The sequence below is a fragment of the Psychromonas antarctica genome, assembly GCF_022267535.1.
In the GTDB taxonomy this organism is placed as follows: domain Bacteria; phylum Pseudomonadota; class Gammaproteobacteria; order Enterobacterales; family Psychromonadaceae; genus Psychromonas; species Psychromonas antarctica.
Genome location: NZ_JAHNZV010000064.1, coordinates 1 through 16,009, shown reverse-complemented (window position 1 = coordinate 16,009; position 16,009 = coordinate 1). Strand labels below are relative to the sequence as shown.

Genomic DNA, 16,009 nt, shown 5'->3' with positions numbered 1-16,009 from the left:
GCAATAACCAGTTATTGCTGCGATGATTCGCCTTGAACTACGCAAAACTAACAGCACTGTATAATATGTTTTTTAACTTTTTGATATTTAATCTAATTTCGTTTCCATTATCCAGAACTGAGGTTAAATAGATCCTTTAAGTAGTGAAATAATTATAGGCGATTGGGACTCAACATCAACTAAGCAGCGGTATAAACGTCGATAAAATTTACACTTTTTTTATTCCCCCTTAAATAAGTCATTGTTTTTATTTGCAATAATAACTGGCACATTTAGTGCTTACATTATAATAGTTATCTTTATTCTCTGTTTTAAGAGGTGCCACATGAAAAAAATTATCTTTGCAGCGCTACTCACCACTACTTGTGCAATTGCCAATGCTGGCGTTATCTTCTCAGATAACTTTGATTCAGAAGCAGGTGTTTCTGGTTCCTCTGCCCTCAACTACAACAGTTTCACTAACTGGAGCGTCAGTGGTGGTACAGTTGATGTTGTTGCTAACACTAACGGATGGGGGATTAGTTGTGTAGGCAATACCGGAAAGTGTGTTGACCTAGATGGTTCGAATGGCAACGCAGGCATCTTAAGTAGTAATTTTTTCAGTTTAGCCGCTGGAGACTATGCGTTAAGTTTTGACGTTTCTGGCAACCAACGTAGCGGTTCAGATCAGATGAATATTATTCTTGGGGGCTTCATCGGAGATCTTATCTCCCTTGGTGCGAACAGTCCTTGGGAGACAAAAACTTATGATTTCACCGTTGATGTAGACACTACAGACTATATCTCTTTTAACCACGCTGGCGGTGATAACATGGGTATAATGCTGGATAACGTTAGTCTAGCGACAAGAGCCGTTTCCGTTGACGAACCGGTAACAATAGCGCTATTAGGCTTCGGTTTGTTGGGTCTTGCTGCGGCACGTCGTAAACAGAAAAAAGCTTAATTGCAGATATTGTAATTTAACTTGCGACGAGTGAATAAGAAGTTGCAAGTTGAACCTTAGTTTGTGTTCATACGGATAGTATTTATTAACACAAACTATTCAAACTATTTCTTGCAGTACTCCTTCTCGTCCCCTAAAGATAGGTTATATCGAAGAACTGAACTTAGACACCTTCCTTTCTAATTACAACAATGATTACAACAATGCTTAGTCTGACAATTATCGATGCCTCAGCGCTTACAAGCTTAATGATATCCGGACAAATTCCATCTCAATTAGCGCTTATTTTGAACAACACAAAAATTGCCACGTCGTGTTCTGCATTTTGAACATTGGATACAATCAGCCGAGGCTCTATTGCCCTCTTTCCAGCGCTTAATTAAATGAGGCTCTGCAAGTAAAGGCCTTGAGATTGCAAAGCATCGTATATTGGTTTTATCCGCAATATCTTCTATGACATTAATGTCGCTAAGGCCGCCAACGGTAATGATAGGTAGATCAACATCGTCACTGATAACACGCCCATATTCATGGAAATAACCTTCTTGCTGAATTTCATATCCATCAAAGCATTGCCCAATCATAGAGTTAGCCTTGCCATGTATATTGCCTGAAATAACGATGCCATCAACACCAATGGCCTCTAATTTTTTACAGATTATGCGCGTTTCAGAAAAGGTTAATCCGCCATCAAAGAATTCAGATGCCGTTAATTTAACTAGTATGGGATAATCTTTGCCGACAACTTTTCTTATTTCAGTGTAAATATCTAATAAGAATTTCATTCTGTTATCTAGACTGCCACCATATTCATCTTGCCTTCTATTGTAATAGGGGCTTAAGAATTGATTGATTAAATAACTATGTGCAGCATGTATTTCTATGCCATCAAATCCTGACTCTTTGGCCCTTCTGCTCGCTTGAGCAAATGCATGGGTGATATAATCTATATCATCCTTAGTCATTGCTTTGCCTAATGTTTGTGTCCCTCTTTCACAAACGTCACTTGGGGCATAGATGATCCTATCGCCTACGTTGTAGGTCGTTTTTGTTCCACCATAAGCCAGCTGCATCACTATTTTTGTATCATTGATATGGACTAACTCGGTTAATTTTTTGTATCCACCGACAAATGAATCATTATACATCCCCATCATGCCGGGGTTCGGTTGCTCCTCTTCAATTATATTTGCATAACCCGTTACAATTAAACCGATCTCCCCTTTTGCCAGTTGATCATAGATGGCGTATAACTTATCCGTCATATGGCCACTTTCTGTTGCCATATTTTCCCATGTGGCACTTCTAATAAAGCGGTTTTTTAATGTCATATTGCCAATATGTGTTTCCGTAAACAAACTTTCCAAGTTTTACTCTCTTTAATAATAGTTTCTAATCTTTTTTGTCAGTTTGGGTTATGTTATCAAATCAGTTGGCCGTTTTATTGACATCCTTCGTCTTATTCATTATTAAAATAGGAACTGACCAACATCATGAATTTAGAGCCACCTAACGTAATTGTAATATAGCTAAAACTTGCCGTTATTTTATAATCAACTTTGTAGCCTAATTTACTCGGCTACAAAGTTCGTCTAGATGCGTTTATTTGCTACAAGTAACATAATTCACCGGAGTGCAATATCTCAGCGGTGTATAAATCACTTTTTCATAGTTTTGTTTTTCAACAATTTTAAGAAGCGTAGAGATTATCTGCCTTCCCATTTCATAGGGACTTTGACCAATATTCACATGAGCAAGGTGGTCTCCTAACATTCTTAACTGAATGTCAGACGCATCAGAAATAACAAGCACTATTTCTTTGTTATCAAGTTTATCTTGAAAGGGCTCAATCATTTTACGGTACTGGCCTTCATTATTTTGTGGCCATCCACCAACGGCAACAAAGGCATCAACTCTATTTGGTTTGACTCTCAACACTGACTCTAGCTGCTTAACAGAACGATTAATATTGTCATAATTGGGTATTGGGGAACGTACTTCCGTCCATCCTAAATCGTTTTGAAGTATTTTACCTGGGGAATCCTGATATGTTTTTCCTGATAGCGCAGAACGTAATCCCATAATTCTTAAATTTAAATTTGCCGAATCAGGCCGCCCAGTCTGAATAAGAAGAGTGCCCCCTTCGGGCCGTAATTTTTTTAACTGCTGCCCCAAAGCCCGACCAAGTTCAAAATTATCAGTACCTATATAAGCTAAACGTAAGTCTCCATATTTCTCTAGGGTGGGTTCATCAAAATCAGAGTCATAAGTGACGATAGGAATTCCCGCATTTCTCGCTTTTTGTAGGCTGCTTCGGGCTAAAAAATTCGATTCTGTAACGGCGACAGCAATTCCATCAACCCCCTCATTGATCAGCTGCTCTATAATTTTGTCCTGCAGTCTAACATCTCCTTTTTCAGGACCACGATATATACATTCGACGCCTTCTATTTGAGCAGCGAGATCTTTACAACCGTTTCCACTTTCATCAAAGAAAAGACTGTAGTATTTTGGAACAACAGCAAACTTTAGGTTCTTAGGGTTTACAGGCAATGCCGTCAATATCAAAAAGGCTATCGTTAACCTCAGTATATTTTTTTCCATATCTGCTTACCTCAAATATATAATTGATGGCCTTTCATAAATGAACACGCTGTTAGAATTCTTTTCTTAATATTTCATGAGGAGTTTTATATGCCTTTGCAAAATAGTTGACTGTGGCATTCTTGTCCCCCCTTAAATGTATCCGATATGATAGTTAATTGGGAATATAAAAAGACAAAATGCGATCTCATTCCATGCAAAACATACACTTTATAGCATCAATATCCGCTAATAACTTTAGCGAATTGCTGATTTATTTTCAAAATAACAAGAAACGCGATCTAACATTAATTCCCCTTAGCAGTCGACAGTGCGCATTACCCGCAATGATAATTGAGTTCGACGCTTTGTTTGACGGCATTATAAAGTTGAACTGCACCACCGATATTATTACCATCACGCCATATCTGCTCAACAAGTATTGATGTTTTTTTCCAATAATGATTTTTTAAGTTGCCTCCATAACATGCTTACAACGACGAGTCTTTTCTTTTACAAGCAAGTGATTTTCGATCAGCTTGCATGATAAGCCTTCAATTTAAGGTTCCTCTTTTGCTAATGACCTTATCTTCGACTATCACTATAGGTACATGGCATCGATTTTTAAGAAAATTTGATACTACTTAGTTTTCATGTTTAGCATATCAAAAATACGATTAGCACTGTCGCTTAGCTTTTCCTCTGGTGGCTTTAATATACCATCAATATCGATTACATTTAATTTAACTCATGAGATTATTCAGCTACTTATACATATAGGCATAACTAGCTATTGAGCCATTAAGCAGCTAATTTGAATTCATTTGCTCAATATTTATGAAGAGAGGCAAACAATGTATAAATACAGAATTAAACTAAATCATCTCGTCATAATACTGTCGTCATTAATCTCCGCTTGTGCTTCTGATCCACTTCCATCCGTTACTTTAATGGCGCAAACATCTGCACCAATGCCTATTATTAACTCGACTCCCGTTATCGAGCCACAATTAGTGTTTAATACCTTTGGATTTACCTCAACATTATATATTGATAATCAGATAGCATATGACTGCACTGATTACAGCCCTGCTATTCGTCGTTGTGGGGCAGGCAATGAAGTAGCGTTTCATAATATTAACTCATCAAAAAAATCCGCTGCAGCAGGTGTTCTTTTTTATATTCGCGGTGGTCAGTATAAGGAAGCACTCCATGTAACACGCTCGGGCCTTGTTAATGCCTACCTTGGATATTCTGCTTATGGCAACGAAACAGTGACATTGTTGGCGGCTAACACCTTAGATCGTGGGGAAGAGTACGGTGCAATTTGGTTAGATGAAGTTTCTTATGTCTTAATCAATGCGATTAATGTGCGTGACTCTATCGGTTTTGGACGCTTATTAAACGCGCATTATAACGTCATTAGTAACAGTCAGTTTTCGCAATCGACGTTATGGAACGAAGGAAGAGGCAAAAGCAAACGCGGCGGATTATATATCGCCTTTAGTCATTATAACCGCATTATTAATAACCATTTTTATAAAGGCACAGATTCACTTTCGCTTATTCATGCTAATCATAACTTAATCGCGGGTAATTACATGGATCTTGCTGGCCATGACATTTGGAATATTAAATGTGGTAGCTTTAACGTTATTCGTAATAACGAATTTAGTAATAAAAATCAGAAAATAGGCGCACTATTTGATTGCGAATCGGGCACCATGTCCTGGCATGGCAATGGCAAATTTGCACAAAGTGAAGCCGTTGTAGATAGTACACAATACAACCTCATTGAGCATAATATCTTTAAAGATGCCGTACATTATTACTCTGCAAGTGGTGGCAACGGCATCCAATATGCAGCGCAACATGGCATTATTCGCAACAACCTCTTTTATCGTGTCAATGTTGGTTTAGGGATGACTGCATATGGGCAAGAGGCACAATATAATTACGCCAACCGCGTTTACAATAATACCTTTAATAATAATTGGTGTGCCGGAATATCGATTAGTCGCCCACTTAATAAAATGACCGATAATGAATACCGTAACAATATACTATGGAATAATCAGGGGTTTGGTACGGCACATTGTCAAGAAAATAACAGTAAGCAAATTCTATTAATAAATCGTAAAAATAAGGGTGAACGTTTTATAAACAACAATATTGCCAGTACGACTGATAAATATGTGCTAGGAATTTGGGGGCGCTCACTCAGTGATAGCATTTTCGCTTATTCACTTCGTGATGGCGCTGTCAACTTTACTGATAATATAGCGATTGATCCTGGTTTTAAAGATGAATTAATTAATGACTACCGATTGCAATCGACGAGTAAAATGATCGATGTTGGCTCATTTTTAAGTAGCGTAATTAGTAAGTCAGGCTCTGGAAATTTATTACAGTTAGCTGACGTAACGTATTTTTATGATGGTTTTGCTATTCCCGGAGAAGTGGGCGATAGTGTCCGCATTGAAGGGACAACAGAGACCGCTGTTATTGTCAAAATAGATTATATACAGCAATCCATTATCTTAGATAAAGCATTAACTTGGCAACAAGGTGACGGCATCGCGCTTAGTTATAATGGTACACATCCAGACATAGGCGCCTTAGAGTACTAATGCGCTGAGCATTAAGTCACTCTATTAGCTCGAAATTCAGCGTTTCAAATTCGCGACCATTAACAATGATTGAAACCTGATGCGCACCGGGGTAGAACTTACGGGTTGTTACAACTTTAAAGCTTTGCTTTCTGGTTATCGAGTAAATTTCATTTGGGCTAATTTCCCGTTCACTAATTTTGAACACCTTACGCGATAGACTACCGTTGTGTTTCTGATAATAAAGCCCGTATTCTAGTCTGAGCTTTTTAGTTAATAAACTCAGATTTCGTACTGAAAAAGAAAATTCAAGTTCTGTACCAGTGCGAATAATCAGATCCTTAATTTTAAACTCTGACATGGTGATATCACGGCTATCAAATCCAAAAATCACTAACGCATTAGGCTCCCCTTTCTTTAGTAAAGTCCGACAGGCATGTTTAATAAGTCTGTCTGTATTTTTGTTTCTTCCATAATGCTCTCGGGCAAACTGGATAACGAAGTCAGGATTATCTTTGGCGATATCATTAAGACTGTTTGCCACACTGCGCCTGACAAGTTCACACTCATCCTGCTTTAGCTGCTCAAAAATGGGTAACAGCGGAGCGGGATTTTTTTTCAGCGAAGCAAGTGTTATTGCCCACGGGAGTCTTGGACGAGAACCTTCACTGGCAAGTCTTCGTACTCTATTATGGTCATGGTCTGCCCATAACACCATCTGCTCTAGCATCGGTTTTTCATACTTTACAATAAAGGGTCTTACCGCGAATTCGCAAGAGATAAATTGGGTGATAACTTCAAAAGCGGGGACAGCAGATTGATAGTCATTGATTCCATAACGCTGGATATATTCAGGCAGGAACAGATATTCTAAGCTATCAGATTTAACACCCAAGCCTTCAAAGTGCTTCACCATGGCCAGAATAAGATCGACTGACCTGTCGAACTGCGCAGGCATAAACTGATGCAAAACCGTTGCGGTATGAGAAACGCGCTGCTTAAGTTCATAACCTGCAAACTGTTCACAAAAAATTAATGTGATAAATTGTCGTCCATCAAACGCAGGAATGACGTCAGTGAGGGTTTCTGAAAGAAAGTGATAGAACGTTTCTGAATAGAGGTCTTTGAGCAGAGCACTCATCACAGCTCCCAATTATTTAAGGGTGAATTTAGGTATAAAATGAAGGATTTAGCGCCAGTATAACATTAAATATAGATAGCTCGTGGCACTGCCGTCATCAGGCAGTTATACGCGCTATTTTAGCACATAGAGTATAAACGTTGACTTTGATGTTTTGGGTGAACTTTTATCAAATACACAAAGTCACATTTTTGAAAATGACTAAATTGTGTCATTGCGTCTACAAAGGCACAATGATTAAATCTTCATCAATGTTATGTTGCTATGCAACTATGACAATGCAGATAAAGAATAGTCACCGCGAAACTGATTTTAAAATGACAGCCCAAAGAAGAGCTTGAAAGAAACATTAAGAAAGCTGTAGGCTTATCAAAGCGTTAAGGTCACAACAAGCAAACTTTTCCACATGAAAATAGCTCTTTGTGTGGCCAACATTACTTTAATGGACGCCACAATAAGCTACTTTACAATAATCAAAAGTACGCATTTTGACAGTCAGCCAAGCCGGTTAAATTTAATATAAAGGGATATTATGAAAGCACTAAGAAAAGGTATTACAACTATTAATAAATCGGTTATTAAGTTACTACTTGTAAAGCATATTTTGTTAAACAGAATCACCACAAAATCATTCTTCATTATCACCGCCTTAAGTGCCTTACCTTCTATTGTAGTTTGCGCTGTTGTTGATCCATATAGTGGACTCTATAAAGTTAATTCAGAGGTTCCAAGTTACGTTATTATCAATAATAACAATAATCGTTATTTCGCTCATATGCTTTATAGCACAGTCGAGCTGATTATTGATGAAACAGGCGCATTCACAGCGAAGCAAAAAAACAGTAATATAATTGGTCATTTTAAGGGCAAACAAGAAGGTAAGTATAATAAGGCATTTGTTAATCAATCGGGTACCCAGCTTACCTACAAACGTATCTATATTCCCGAAGATCAATTTGTTTCGACTTTATATGGGTCAGAAAAAAAAATGAGCAATTTTAGCAGCTCAAATAACGGCATTTGCACCGCAGCTTATCACTTAGAACCATTAATTAATGTTACAGATAATCCTAAACCTATTGACGCACTTATTACTAAAATAGAAACAGCTGATAACTATTTCAAGAATATTGATAGCTTACTTATTTTAAAAGATAATAAACTGGTTGTTGAGCATTATTTTAATGGCTGGCAAGCAGACCAACCGCATGCCATAAAGTCTGTTTCTAAAAGCCTAACGTCTTTACTGGTAGGTACTGCGATCAAAGAGAAGTATATTAAAGGAGTCACAGAAGTACTGCCAGCATTGCTCCCAGAGTATAAAGAAGAGCTTGTTGATGGAAGAGAAAATATTTCTTTGCAAGACCTTTTGAGCATGTCTTCCGGGCTAGAGTGGGACGAATGGTCACTTCCATATACGGATCCCAATAATATTGTATGGAAAGAGTTCGCCAGTGAAGACTCTGTTGCCTTTGTACTTTCTCAACCCGTTGTCGCAAAACCAGGTGACCTATTTGCCTACAGCGGCGGTTCAGTAACAGTTGTTGGTGAGATTATCCGAAAAGCCACTCAGCAGACGTCTGTAAGTGACTATGCTAAAAATGGTCCATTGTCGGCGCTTTGCTTTAATAATGCCTACTGGTATAAACAAAAGGATGGCCGAACGAGTGTTGCTGGTGGCGCATATTTACGACCCAGAGATATGTTGAAGTTAGGACAATTGGTGCTCAATGAAGGTCATTGGAATGGTAAGCAGCTTATCGCTAAAGAATGGCTGATTAAATCAACAGAGTCGGTTGTTGAGAACACATATATTCCTTGGACAGAATATGGCTATTTTTGGTGGCTGTCAGATTATTATTTAGGTAGTAAAAAATATTCGGCAATTATTGCAGATGGTTATGGTGGTCAGAACATTATTATCATTAAAGATCTCAATCTAGTTGTAGTAACAACAGCAACGAATTTTGACTTAAATCCTTCTCTTACCCACAGAATGATAAATGAAAACATTTTACCTGCATTTAAACATTCAAAGGGTTAACTTTAGAGTGGGTTAACTTTAGAGTGGCTTAGTTTCAATAACCACTCTTTTATAGCTGTACCGATAGCAACTTTGGAATGCTCGGTTTAAGAATTATGACAAAGAGTCATTTATCTTCCTGATTATCCATAAAGCTCAGGCATGCTTAAATACTTTTGCGGCATAGGAAGCATTCTCAATGCCACAGACATAAATCGCGGCAACATGTCTTCGAGAGCAAAGCTAGCGCTTTAATCATTGTTGCGCCAATAAACAGAGAAGGTGGACGGCCACAAGCTCGAACTATTTTATGCATGGCAATGATGTCAGCTATGCAATCTAATCCTGTTTTTAAAGCTACATATCAATGATTATTAGCAGCAGGAAAGCCACAGAAAACAGCGATAATCGCTTGTGTTCGTAAGATAATTATTATATTAAATTCGATGGTTAGAGATGGTGTCATCTGGGATCCTAAAATGAATACTAATTAGGATTTGACACCAGAGTCACTTGTTAGCTGAAAGTTATGTCACTCCTAACTAATTCAGAAGCAGCCTGATTTTCCTATATTATATATGGGATAAATCGCTTTGTAGTGGCCATATACTGCAAATAAGCATATCCAAAATTTTTAATTCGTGCATTTTCTTCTGTTTTCATCCGATAAAGAATACTTACAACATTCGCCAGTAATATCACTAAAAATGAAATCCAGTTTGACAACGCAATACTGAACCCTTTCAATTCTAAAATTAATCCACAATAAATGGGGTGACGAATTACTTTAAAAATACCACGCTGAACGAGTTTTGACTTATCTGTAATATGTATATAAACAGCCCACTCTGACATCAAGGCCCTCATGCCCGCGGCGTGCACTATCAATCCAAGGGCAATGATCCCAAAACTAAAATAACTTAAATAAGGAAAACCGAAATGATATAGTGTGGTACTACTGTATTCAAAATCACCTGTTAAATAGCAGAGATAACCACCCGGGCTTGTCCAACAATAGGATTAAGTCGTGGTTCGCGTTGCTGACACGACCTATCCTTATTAGTTAGACACAAAAAAGCCCCAATAAATATTGAGGCTTTTACTATTTCCGCTTATGTTTAATTATACGGTTTTCTTTTTCCTTGAAAATCCAATTCCAACGAGCCCGAGTCCTAATAATATTATCGATGCAGGTTCTGGTACCGCACTCACTTGATTAAACGTAAAATCAACTGCCGTAAAAGGAGATATCCCCTCCCCTGGGTTGCAGTTGTTTGTACCAGACCAGCCACACTTTACGGCCACACCAGCGCCAAAGTTTATAGACGTATTTAAAACATTATCTGATAAGAAAGCTTCTGTAGTGCTCGCATCAATCAAAAAATCCAAACTGAATTGAAAAGCATTAAAATTATTTACTCCCGCAGTATAATCTATTACATCGTATGCTTCAGACGAGTTATAACCGTAACTCCCAAAATCAACACCTTCAATTATAATATTGCTAAGAGACTCAGAAGATCCTGCTCCGTCATTAAAATCCCCTTGAACTGTGACAGTTAACAAGCTTGAAGTTCCAAGTTGATAGTTATTTGCACTAAGATTAAAATTGAAATTTTCAGAATTAACAGTCTGATCTTGTGAATCTGATATTGTGATGGGTGTAGCGTTAACAACACCAGTTAAAGACAAGATCAGCATACCGAATAATATTTTTTTCATTTATTTCCCCATGGAAGCTTAAAATTTACATATAGACCGATTGGAATGCAAAATTCACGCCAATACGTAACCGGTTGTTTTTTAATGGGTATTATTTTTTTATTTTCGCTTGCAGCTACCAAGGTGTAAAAAATACTGACACCATTTTAGGCTCAAGTGTAAAAAATAGTTATTCTACAGCCTATCGTGGTAGAGCGACCTATTACCAGAGCGCCCACACACAGTTCCGGGCGTGTGGAACTACCGCATCCGGCTCTTCAGTTAACTATTCACTCGCGTAAAACACGCCTTAGTATCAGTCATCGCTTACTGACGTTCAGTACTTCAATTTTAAAATACGTTAACATCTTCTTGAAATCACTCCAATTATAACTTTCCGACCACTTCGCCTATTGATCAATTTGTACAGTGTATACAAAACATAGCGGTCCAAATACGACAAGTATCGACTGTTATCGGGTAATCCAAAGTGATTTCTAAATCCGACCAATTTTCGTCTTAATTGCGGGGGCCACTCTCTTAATTTAAATGAGCGTTTACCCTTTATCCATTGATGATAGTCCGTCACGTCCCTTTCTGTTTCTTAACAGCAGTTCTACGCCGAAGTCTGACTTTACCATTGGCATCGGTTCCCCCAATAAAACTCAAAACCTAAAAATGAAAAATAACGTTTTCGCCCGACATAAAAACGGCTAAAACGGCTAAAACGGCTAAAACGCATTAATGATGTTTTATCTTCTACTACATCCAAATTGCATATTTTAAGGTGACGTCTTTAATCGTTTTGGTAACACCTTGTAGAAGCGCCATGCATCACTTGCAAATTGAAACGCACAGACAAAATCATCTGCGTAGCGAATCATCATGCATCATCCGTACATTCCCGGTTTTACTTTCTTTTCAAACCATTAGCCAATACTGGACTGATAATGCCGCCTTGGGGACTGCTACTCGATAGTTTATCAAATACTCCATCAGGTGATTTTATCCGTGCTTTTAACCATTGACTTATCAAGCTAAGTATTGCGACATCATCAATTCGTTGTTTAAGCATCCGCATCAACCAATCATGATCTAGGTTGTCAAAGAAGCCTTTAATATCAGCTTCTACAATATAACCATGACCTTTAAATTGCAGATTTAACCCCAGACTATGCACCGCTTGATGCGCGCTTTTATTGGGTCGATAGCCATAACTGTTACGCATAAATTCTTGTTCCCAGGTACTTTGCAGGATCTGACTAATACTCTGTTGTACCAGTTTATCTTCGACTGTGGGCAAGCCTAATGGTCGCTGTTTACCGTTTGATTTAGGAATAAAGATGCGCTTAATATCATTGGCTCGATAACATTTCTGTTTAAAATCCTGACTTAAGCAGTTTATATTTTCAGGCAAGCTTTGCTGGTAGTGACTGTCAGTTCCTTTGCCATGTACAAGGCTTTCCCCTACTCAGACTACGACGGGCTGATCTGACTTCCAAAGGGTCATCGTTGACCTTGCTTTTGGCTGGGCTTCCCTACCACTTCCTTGTGAAACACCTTTGGATCTCTCAATGAGCCTTCAGCCAGCAAAAGGAAGATACATCTCTTCATAATGCCACGACTTAACTTTTACCTTCAGGGAAACTGCTGACTCGCCACAACCTCACCATTACAATTGCTTGCTTGGACTTCGATGGCACTTTCGTTGAGAGAGAAGAAACCTCGTCAGTCAGCTCTAATATTTATCGGAGCGATACCATCACTTTAGGGCCACGACAGCCCCTATGGTCTATATGATTCTCTGTGTACGCTTCACCTATATTGTTGGTTTGATTGTGATCTCTCACTGAAAATAATCGGCTAATCTCAAATTCCGCCATAGGCGCAACACTCGATACAGGTGGTTGGTTAAACCTTACCTGACAGGGACTTACACCCTGCAAGATGCATCAAGCTTCGTTCATCGGTGAGTAAGTTAGTGCCGTTTTTGCTGCTTTTTCTTTTAGCAAAAACCGCGACGACTGTATCAAATCCGCGTGCAACGACTTATGTTTTGATGTCGAAATATGTATTTATTTCATCTCACTATCTCGCGCTTTTGACAAAGCGGATGCAACTAAACCTGTAGGAATTGCAACAATGCCTAAACCAATAGTTAAGATAAAAAACGTAAAGAGCTTACCACCTGCTGTTATAGGATACATGTCGCCATATCCTACGGTAGTTAGAGTTGTTACTGACCACCAAAGACTATGAAACACAGATTTAAATTGTTCTGGTTGTGCAGCGTTCTCACAGTAATAAATACCAACAGCTGACAGATAAAGCATTATTACAGCCACAAAACCGAATAAAATTAATTCTTCTTTCGCTATGATCAATGCACGATGAAATCTATTTATGGCTTGATTATATTTAAATAGTTTGAGGATCCGCACAAGACGAAGAAGCCTAAATACTCTAATCGCCCGAAGATCCAAACCAGAGGCTATGTAAAAAGGTAGGATTGCAAGCAAATCTACTAACCCATAGAAACTAAATATAAATTTCAATTTTCTTTCAGACACTATAAGCCGCAGTAAATATTCAAGGGTAAATATGCCAACCGTAACCACCTCAATAATATTGAGAATATTTTTAATATCTAAGGATAGATCCGGCAAAGTATCTATTGAAAATGTAATAAGTGAAATAACAATTAAAGACTGAACTGTGAATGTAAAAACCTTGCCAATAAAATGATCAGTACTGTCTATCGTTTTTTTTATAATTTGTTTATTAATCAATACTGACTCCCTTGAAAAACAATCGTGGTAGAACGATCTGTTGCCAGATCGCCCCCACACAGATCCGGACATGCGGAACTACCGCATCCGGCTCCTCAGTTATATATTTACTCGTGCAGACTTTACCTGCTCGTGTTCGCTAATTAAACATCTTACTTTCGTTCCCCTGTCCAGCGACATTTAATTACAGACACAGCTTCATCCGAATGTAATGAATTGCAATTCAGTTTTCATGGATTATCCAGACTTCCAAAGGGTCATCGTTCGCCTTGCTTTTGGCTTAGCTACCCTACCACTTTCGTTGAGAGAGAAGAAACCTCGTCAGTCAGATCTAATATTTATCGGAGCAATACCAGCACTTTAGAGCCACAACAGACCCTATGGCCTATATGATTCTCTGTGTACGCTTCACCTATCTTATCCATCTAGTGCGACTAAATCGCTGATAAGTATTTCACGAATACTAGATTCCGCCATAGGCGGAACACTCAATACAGGTGGTTGGTTTAACCTTACCTGGCAGGGACTTACACCCTGCAATATGCATCAAGCTTAGCTTGACGCACTAACGCCAGCAATAAAGGGCGCGTAGGTTTGGCGACGATTTTGCGACTTTGGTTTTTGCAAAATGGGCGACAAACCGTAATGCATCTGATTTAATTGCCTTGTTATATTTTTTATACCATAATCCAATATATATTGGTACTAACTAAAAGGGTTTTAACTATGGCTAAAAATACTAGCGTTACTTTAGGTGATCATTTTGATCAGTTTATAAGCCAACAACTTCAATCAGGTCGCTATGGTTCAGCAAGCGAAGTACTTAGAGCTGGCTTGCGAGCATTAGAAGATCAAGAAGCCAAGATACTTAATTTACGCGATATGCTAATTCAAGGTGAACAAAGCGGCACCGTTGACTATAGCTATGATTCTTTACTAGCTGAACTTGATAAAGATAGTCATTGATGAACAAATTCGTATTATCAGTTAAAGCAAAATCAGATTTAATTAAAATTGCAAAGTATACCCAATTAACATGGGGGCAAGTACAGCGAAATAATTATTTAAAAATACTAGATAACTCATTTCAATTATTAGCAAATGAACCAGAGCGCGGAATTCACTGCGATTACATTAGAGAAGGTTATAGCAAATACCCACAATCTAGCCATGTAATTTATTACAAAGAACACAAAACAAATCAAATATTAATTATTCGCGTTTTACATAAAAGCATGGATGTTAACCGTGAAATATAACGACATACTCACCAGCAAGTAAGTTAGCGTTTTTTTGCTACTTTTTTTTAGCAAAACCGCGACAACTGTATCGAGTCCGAGTGCAGCAATTTGTTAGATGTATGTAAAATCACACATCGATGATTGACTGTGTTTTCTTTGAAAAAATTGCTATATAGCAAAATGAAATAATTATATATCCAAAGGCTTGCAGCATAAGAAGAGCCATTGAACCTAATAATATTATTGGTGTATTGGTTGCGCCAACAAACATATAACCGATAGTAGTTTTAAATATTTCAATAATAAAAACGATCAAAGTCAAGCCGACAATATATTTGCGACTCTGCCTAAAAACCTCCTTTACAACGACTTCACCTGTGTATATATAATGGGGAATAACAAAAAAAATACTAAAAAGAATTACACTTGATGTAAATTGTGCAATTTCGTCTAATTGAGTAAATTCACTGGGAACTGCAATATTGAAAATATCTAAACCCAGCATTACAAAGCAGTATTTTACGCCAAAAACTGCAAAAGTATAACAAGCTAGCAGCAGGCTACATTTTGCATATACGAACTGCTTTTCAAGAAAATTGGGTACTTCATTTTTCGTGACTAACGAAATGCAATTTGTTAATAGAACTGATACAGCATAAAACTGAAACACATAAGAAAACCAAGACAAAAAAGCATATTTACTCCCCCAATTAGCTCCTAGTGCCCAATTGCAAACCAACATAAGCATAGGGAGAGTTACGGCATTTAATACTGCCCTAGGGTACACAATAGGGAACATGAAACTCGCTAACAGAATTTTACTAATATTCAATGAACATCTCCATAATACATCATCGTGGTAGAACGATCTGTTACCAGACCGACCCCACACAGATCCGGACGTGCGGAACTACCGCATCCGGCTCTTCAGTTATATATTCACTCGTGTAAAACACGACCCTAGTACCAGTCGACCAGC

General features: G+C 38.1%; 13 protein-coding genes and 2 pseudogenes. 6 read left to right on the top strand and 9 right to left on the bottom strand.

The window, feature by feature from the left end:
* Positions 1 to 325: 325 nt before the first annotated feature.
* On the top strand, positions 326 to 943 hold the full coding sequence (locus KSO91_RS12160) for a PEP-CTERM sorting domain-containing protein (RefSeq protein ID WP_238743267.1): 618 nt from the start codon (positions 326 to 328) through the stop codon (positions 941 to 943).
* Positions 944 to 1,218: 275 nt separating this feature from the next.
* On the opposite strand, the gene KSO91_RS12155 is transcribed toward KSO91_RS12160, so the two are convergent.
* Positions 1,219 to 2,310, bottom strand: a complete 1,092-nt coding sequence (locus tag KSO91_RS12155; RefSeq protein ID WP_238743266.1) for an NADH:flavin oxidoreductase — start codon at positions 2,308 to 2,310, stop codon at positions 1,219 to 1,221.
* Between the two features lie 235 nt (positions 2,311 to 2,545).
* A complete protein-coding gene (locus tag KSO91_RS12150; protein ID WP_238743265.1) occupies positions 2,546 to 3,547 on the bottom strand; it encodes a substrate-binding domain-containing protein in 1,002 nt (333 codons plus the stop codon).
* A gap of 833 nt (positions 3,548 to 4,380) precedes the next feature.
* On the opposite strand from KSO91_RS12150, the gene KSO91_RS12145 reads away from it, so the two are divergent.
* Positions 4,381 to 6,156, top strand: coding sequence for a NosD domain-containing protein (locus tag KSO91_RS12145; protein WP_238743264.1), 1,776 nt, complete (start codon positions 4,381 to 4,383; stop codon positions 6,154 to 6,156).
* A 16-nt stretch (positions 6,157 to 6,172) separates the two neighbouring features.
* Here the strand turns inward: KSO91_RS12145 and KSO91_RS12140 are convergent, their stop codons facing one another.
* Complete coding sequence (locus tag KSO91_RS12140) at positions 6,173 to 7,276, bottom strand: DNA alkylation repair protein (RefSeq protein WP_238743263.1); 1,104 nt, start codon at positions 7,274 to 7,276, stop codon at positions 6,173 to 6,175.
* Positions 7,277 to 7,808: 532 nt separating this feature from the next.
* Here KSO91_RS12140 and KSO91_RS12135 point away from each other — a divergent pair.
* Positions 7,809 to 9,320, top strand: a complete 1,512-nt coding sequence (locus KSO91_RS12135; protein WP_238743262.1) for a serine hydrolase domain-containing protein — start codon at positions 7,809 to 7,811, stop codon at positions 9,318 to 9,320.
* 122 nt (positions 9,321 to 9,442) lie between these two features.
* Here KSO91_RS12135 and KSO91_RS12130 read toward each other — a convergent pair.
* A pseudogene (locus KSO91_RS12130) lies at positions 9,443 to 9,541 on the bottom strand (IS1595 family transposase); the annotation flags it as partial.
* Here KSO91_RS12130 and KSO91_RS12125 point away from each other — a divergent pair.
* Positions 9,524 to 9,793, top strand: a pseudogene (locus KSO91_RS12125) (IS110 family transposase); the annotation flags it as partial. The pseudogenes KSO91_RS12130 and KSO91_RS12125 sit on opposite strands and share 18 nt — an antisense overlap.
* A 73-nt stretch (positions 9,794 to 9,866) precedes the next feature.
* Here the strand turns inward: KSO91_RS12125 and KSO91_RS12120 are convergent.
* The 4 genes from KSO91_RS12120 to KSO91_RS12105 form a co-directional block, all read right to left on the bottom strand.
* Positions 9,867 to 10,202, bottom strand: coding sequence for a methyltransferase family protein (locus tag KSO91_RS12120; RefSeq protein ID WP_338049767.1), 336 nt, complete (start codon positions 10,200 to 10,202; stop codon positions 9,867 to 9,869).
* A 219-nt stretch (positions 10,203 to 10,421) separates the two neighbouring features.
* A complete protein-coding gene (locus KSO91_RS12115; protein ID WP_238743260.1) occupies positions 10,422 to 11,021 on the bottom strand; it encodes a PEP-CTERM sorting domain-containing protein in 600 nt (199 codons plus the stop codon).
* Between the two features lie 889 nt (positions 11,022 to 11,910).
* A complete protein-coding gene (locus KSO91_RS12110) occupies positions 11,911 to 12,417 on the bottom strand; it encodes a reverse transcriptase domain-containing protein (RefSeq protein WP_238743259.1) in 507 nt (168 codons plus the stop codon).
* 658 nt (positions 12,418 to 13,075) lie between these two features.
* Positions 13,076 to 13,789, bottom strand: coding sequence for an ion transporter (locus KSO91_RS12105; RefSeq protein WP_238743258.1), 714 nt, complete (start codon positions 13,787 to 13,789; stop codon positions 13,076 to 13,078).
* Between the two features lie 726 nt (positions 13,790 to 14,515).
* Between KSO91_RS12105 and KSO91_RS12100 the strand changes: the two genes are divergently transcribed.
* Both KSO91_RS12100 and KSO91_RS12095 read left to right on the top strand, forming a co-directional pair.
* A complete protein-coding gene (locus KSO91_RS12100) occupies positions 14,516 to 14,755 on the top strand; it encodes a type II toxin-antitoxin system ParD family antitoxin (protein ID WP_238743257.1) in 240 nt (79 codons plus the stop codon).
* Positions 14,755 to 15,048: a type II toxin-antitoxin system RelE/ParE family toxin gene (locus KSO91_RS12095; RefSeq protein ID WP_238743256.1), complete on the top strand. Its 294-nt coding sequence runs from the start codon at positions 14,755 to 14,757 to the stop codon at positions 15,046 to 15,048. The genes KSO91_RS12100 and KSO91_RS12095 overlap by 1 nt, the downstream gene beginning before the upstream one ends.
* A gap of 109 nt (positions 15,049 to 15,157) precedes the next feature.
* On the opposite strand, the gene KSO91_RS12090 is transcribed toward KSO91_RS12095, so the two are convergent.
* Entirely contained in the window at positions 15,158 to 15,862 is a 705-nt protein-coding gene (locus KSO91_RS12090; RefSeq protein ID WP_238743255.1) for a hypothetical protein, read from the bottom strand.
* Positions 15,863 to 16,009 lie beyond the last annotated feature (147 nt).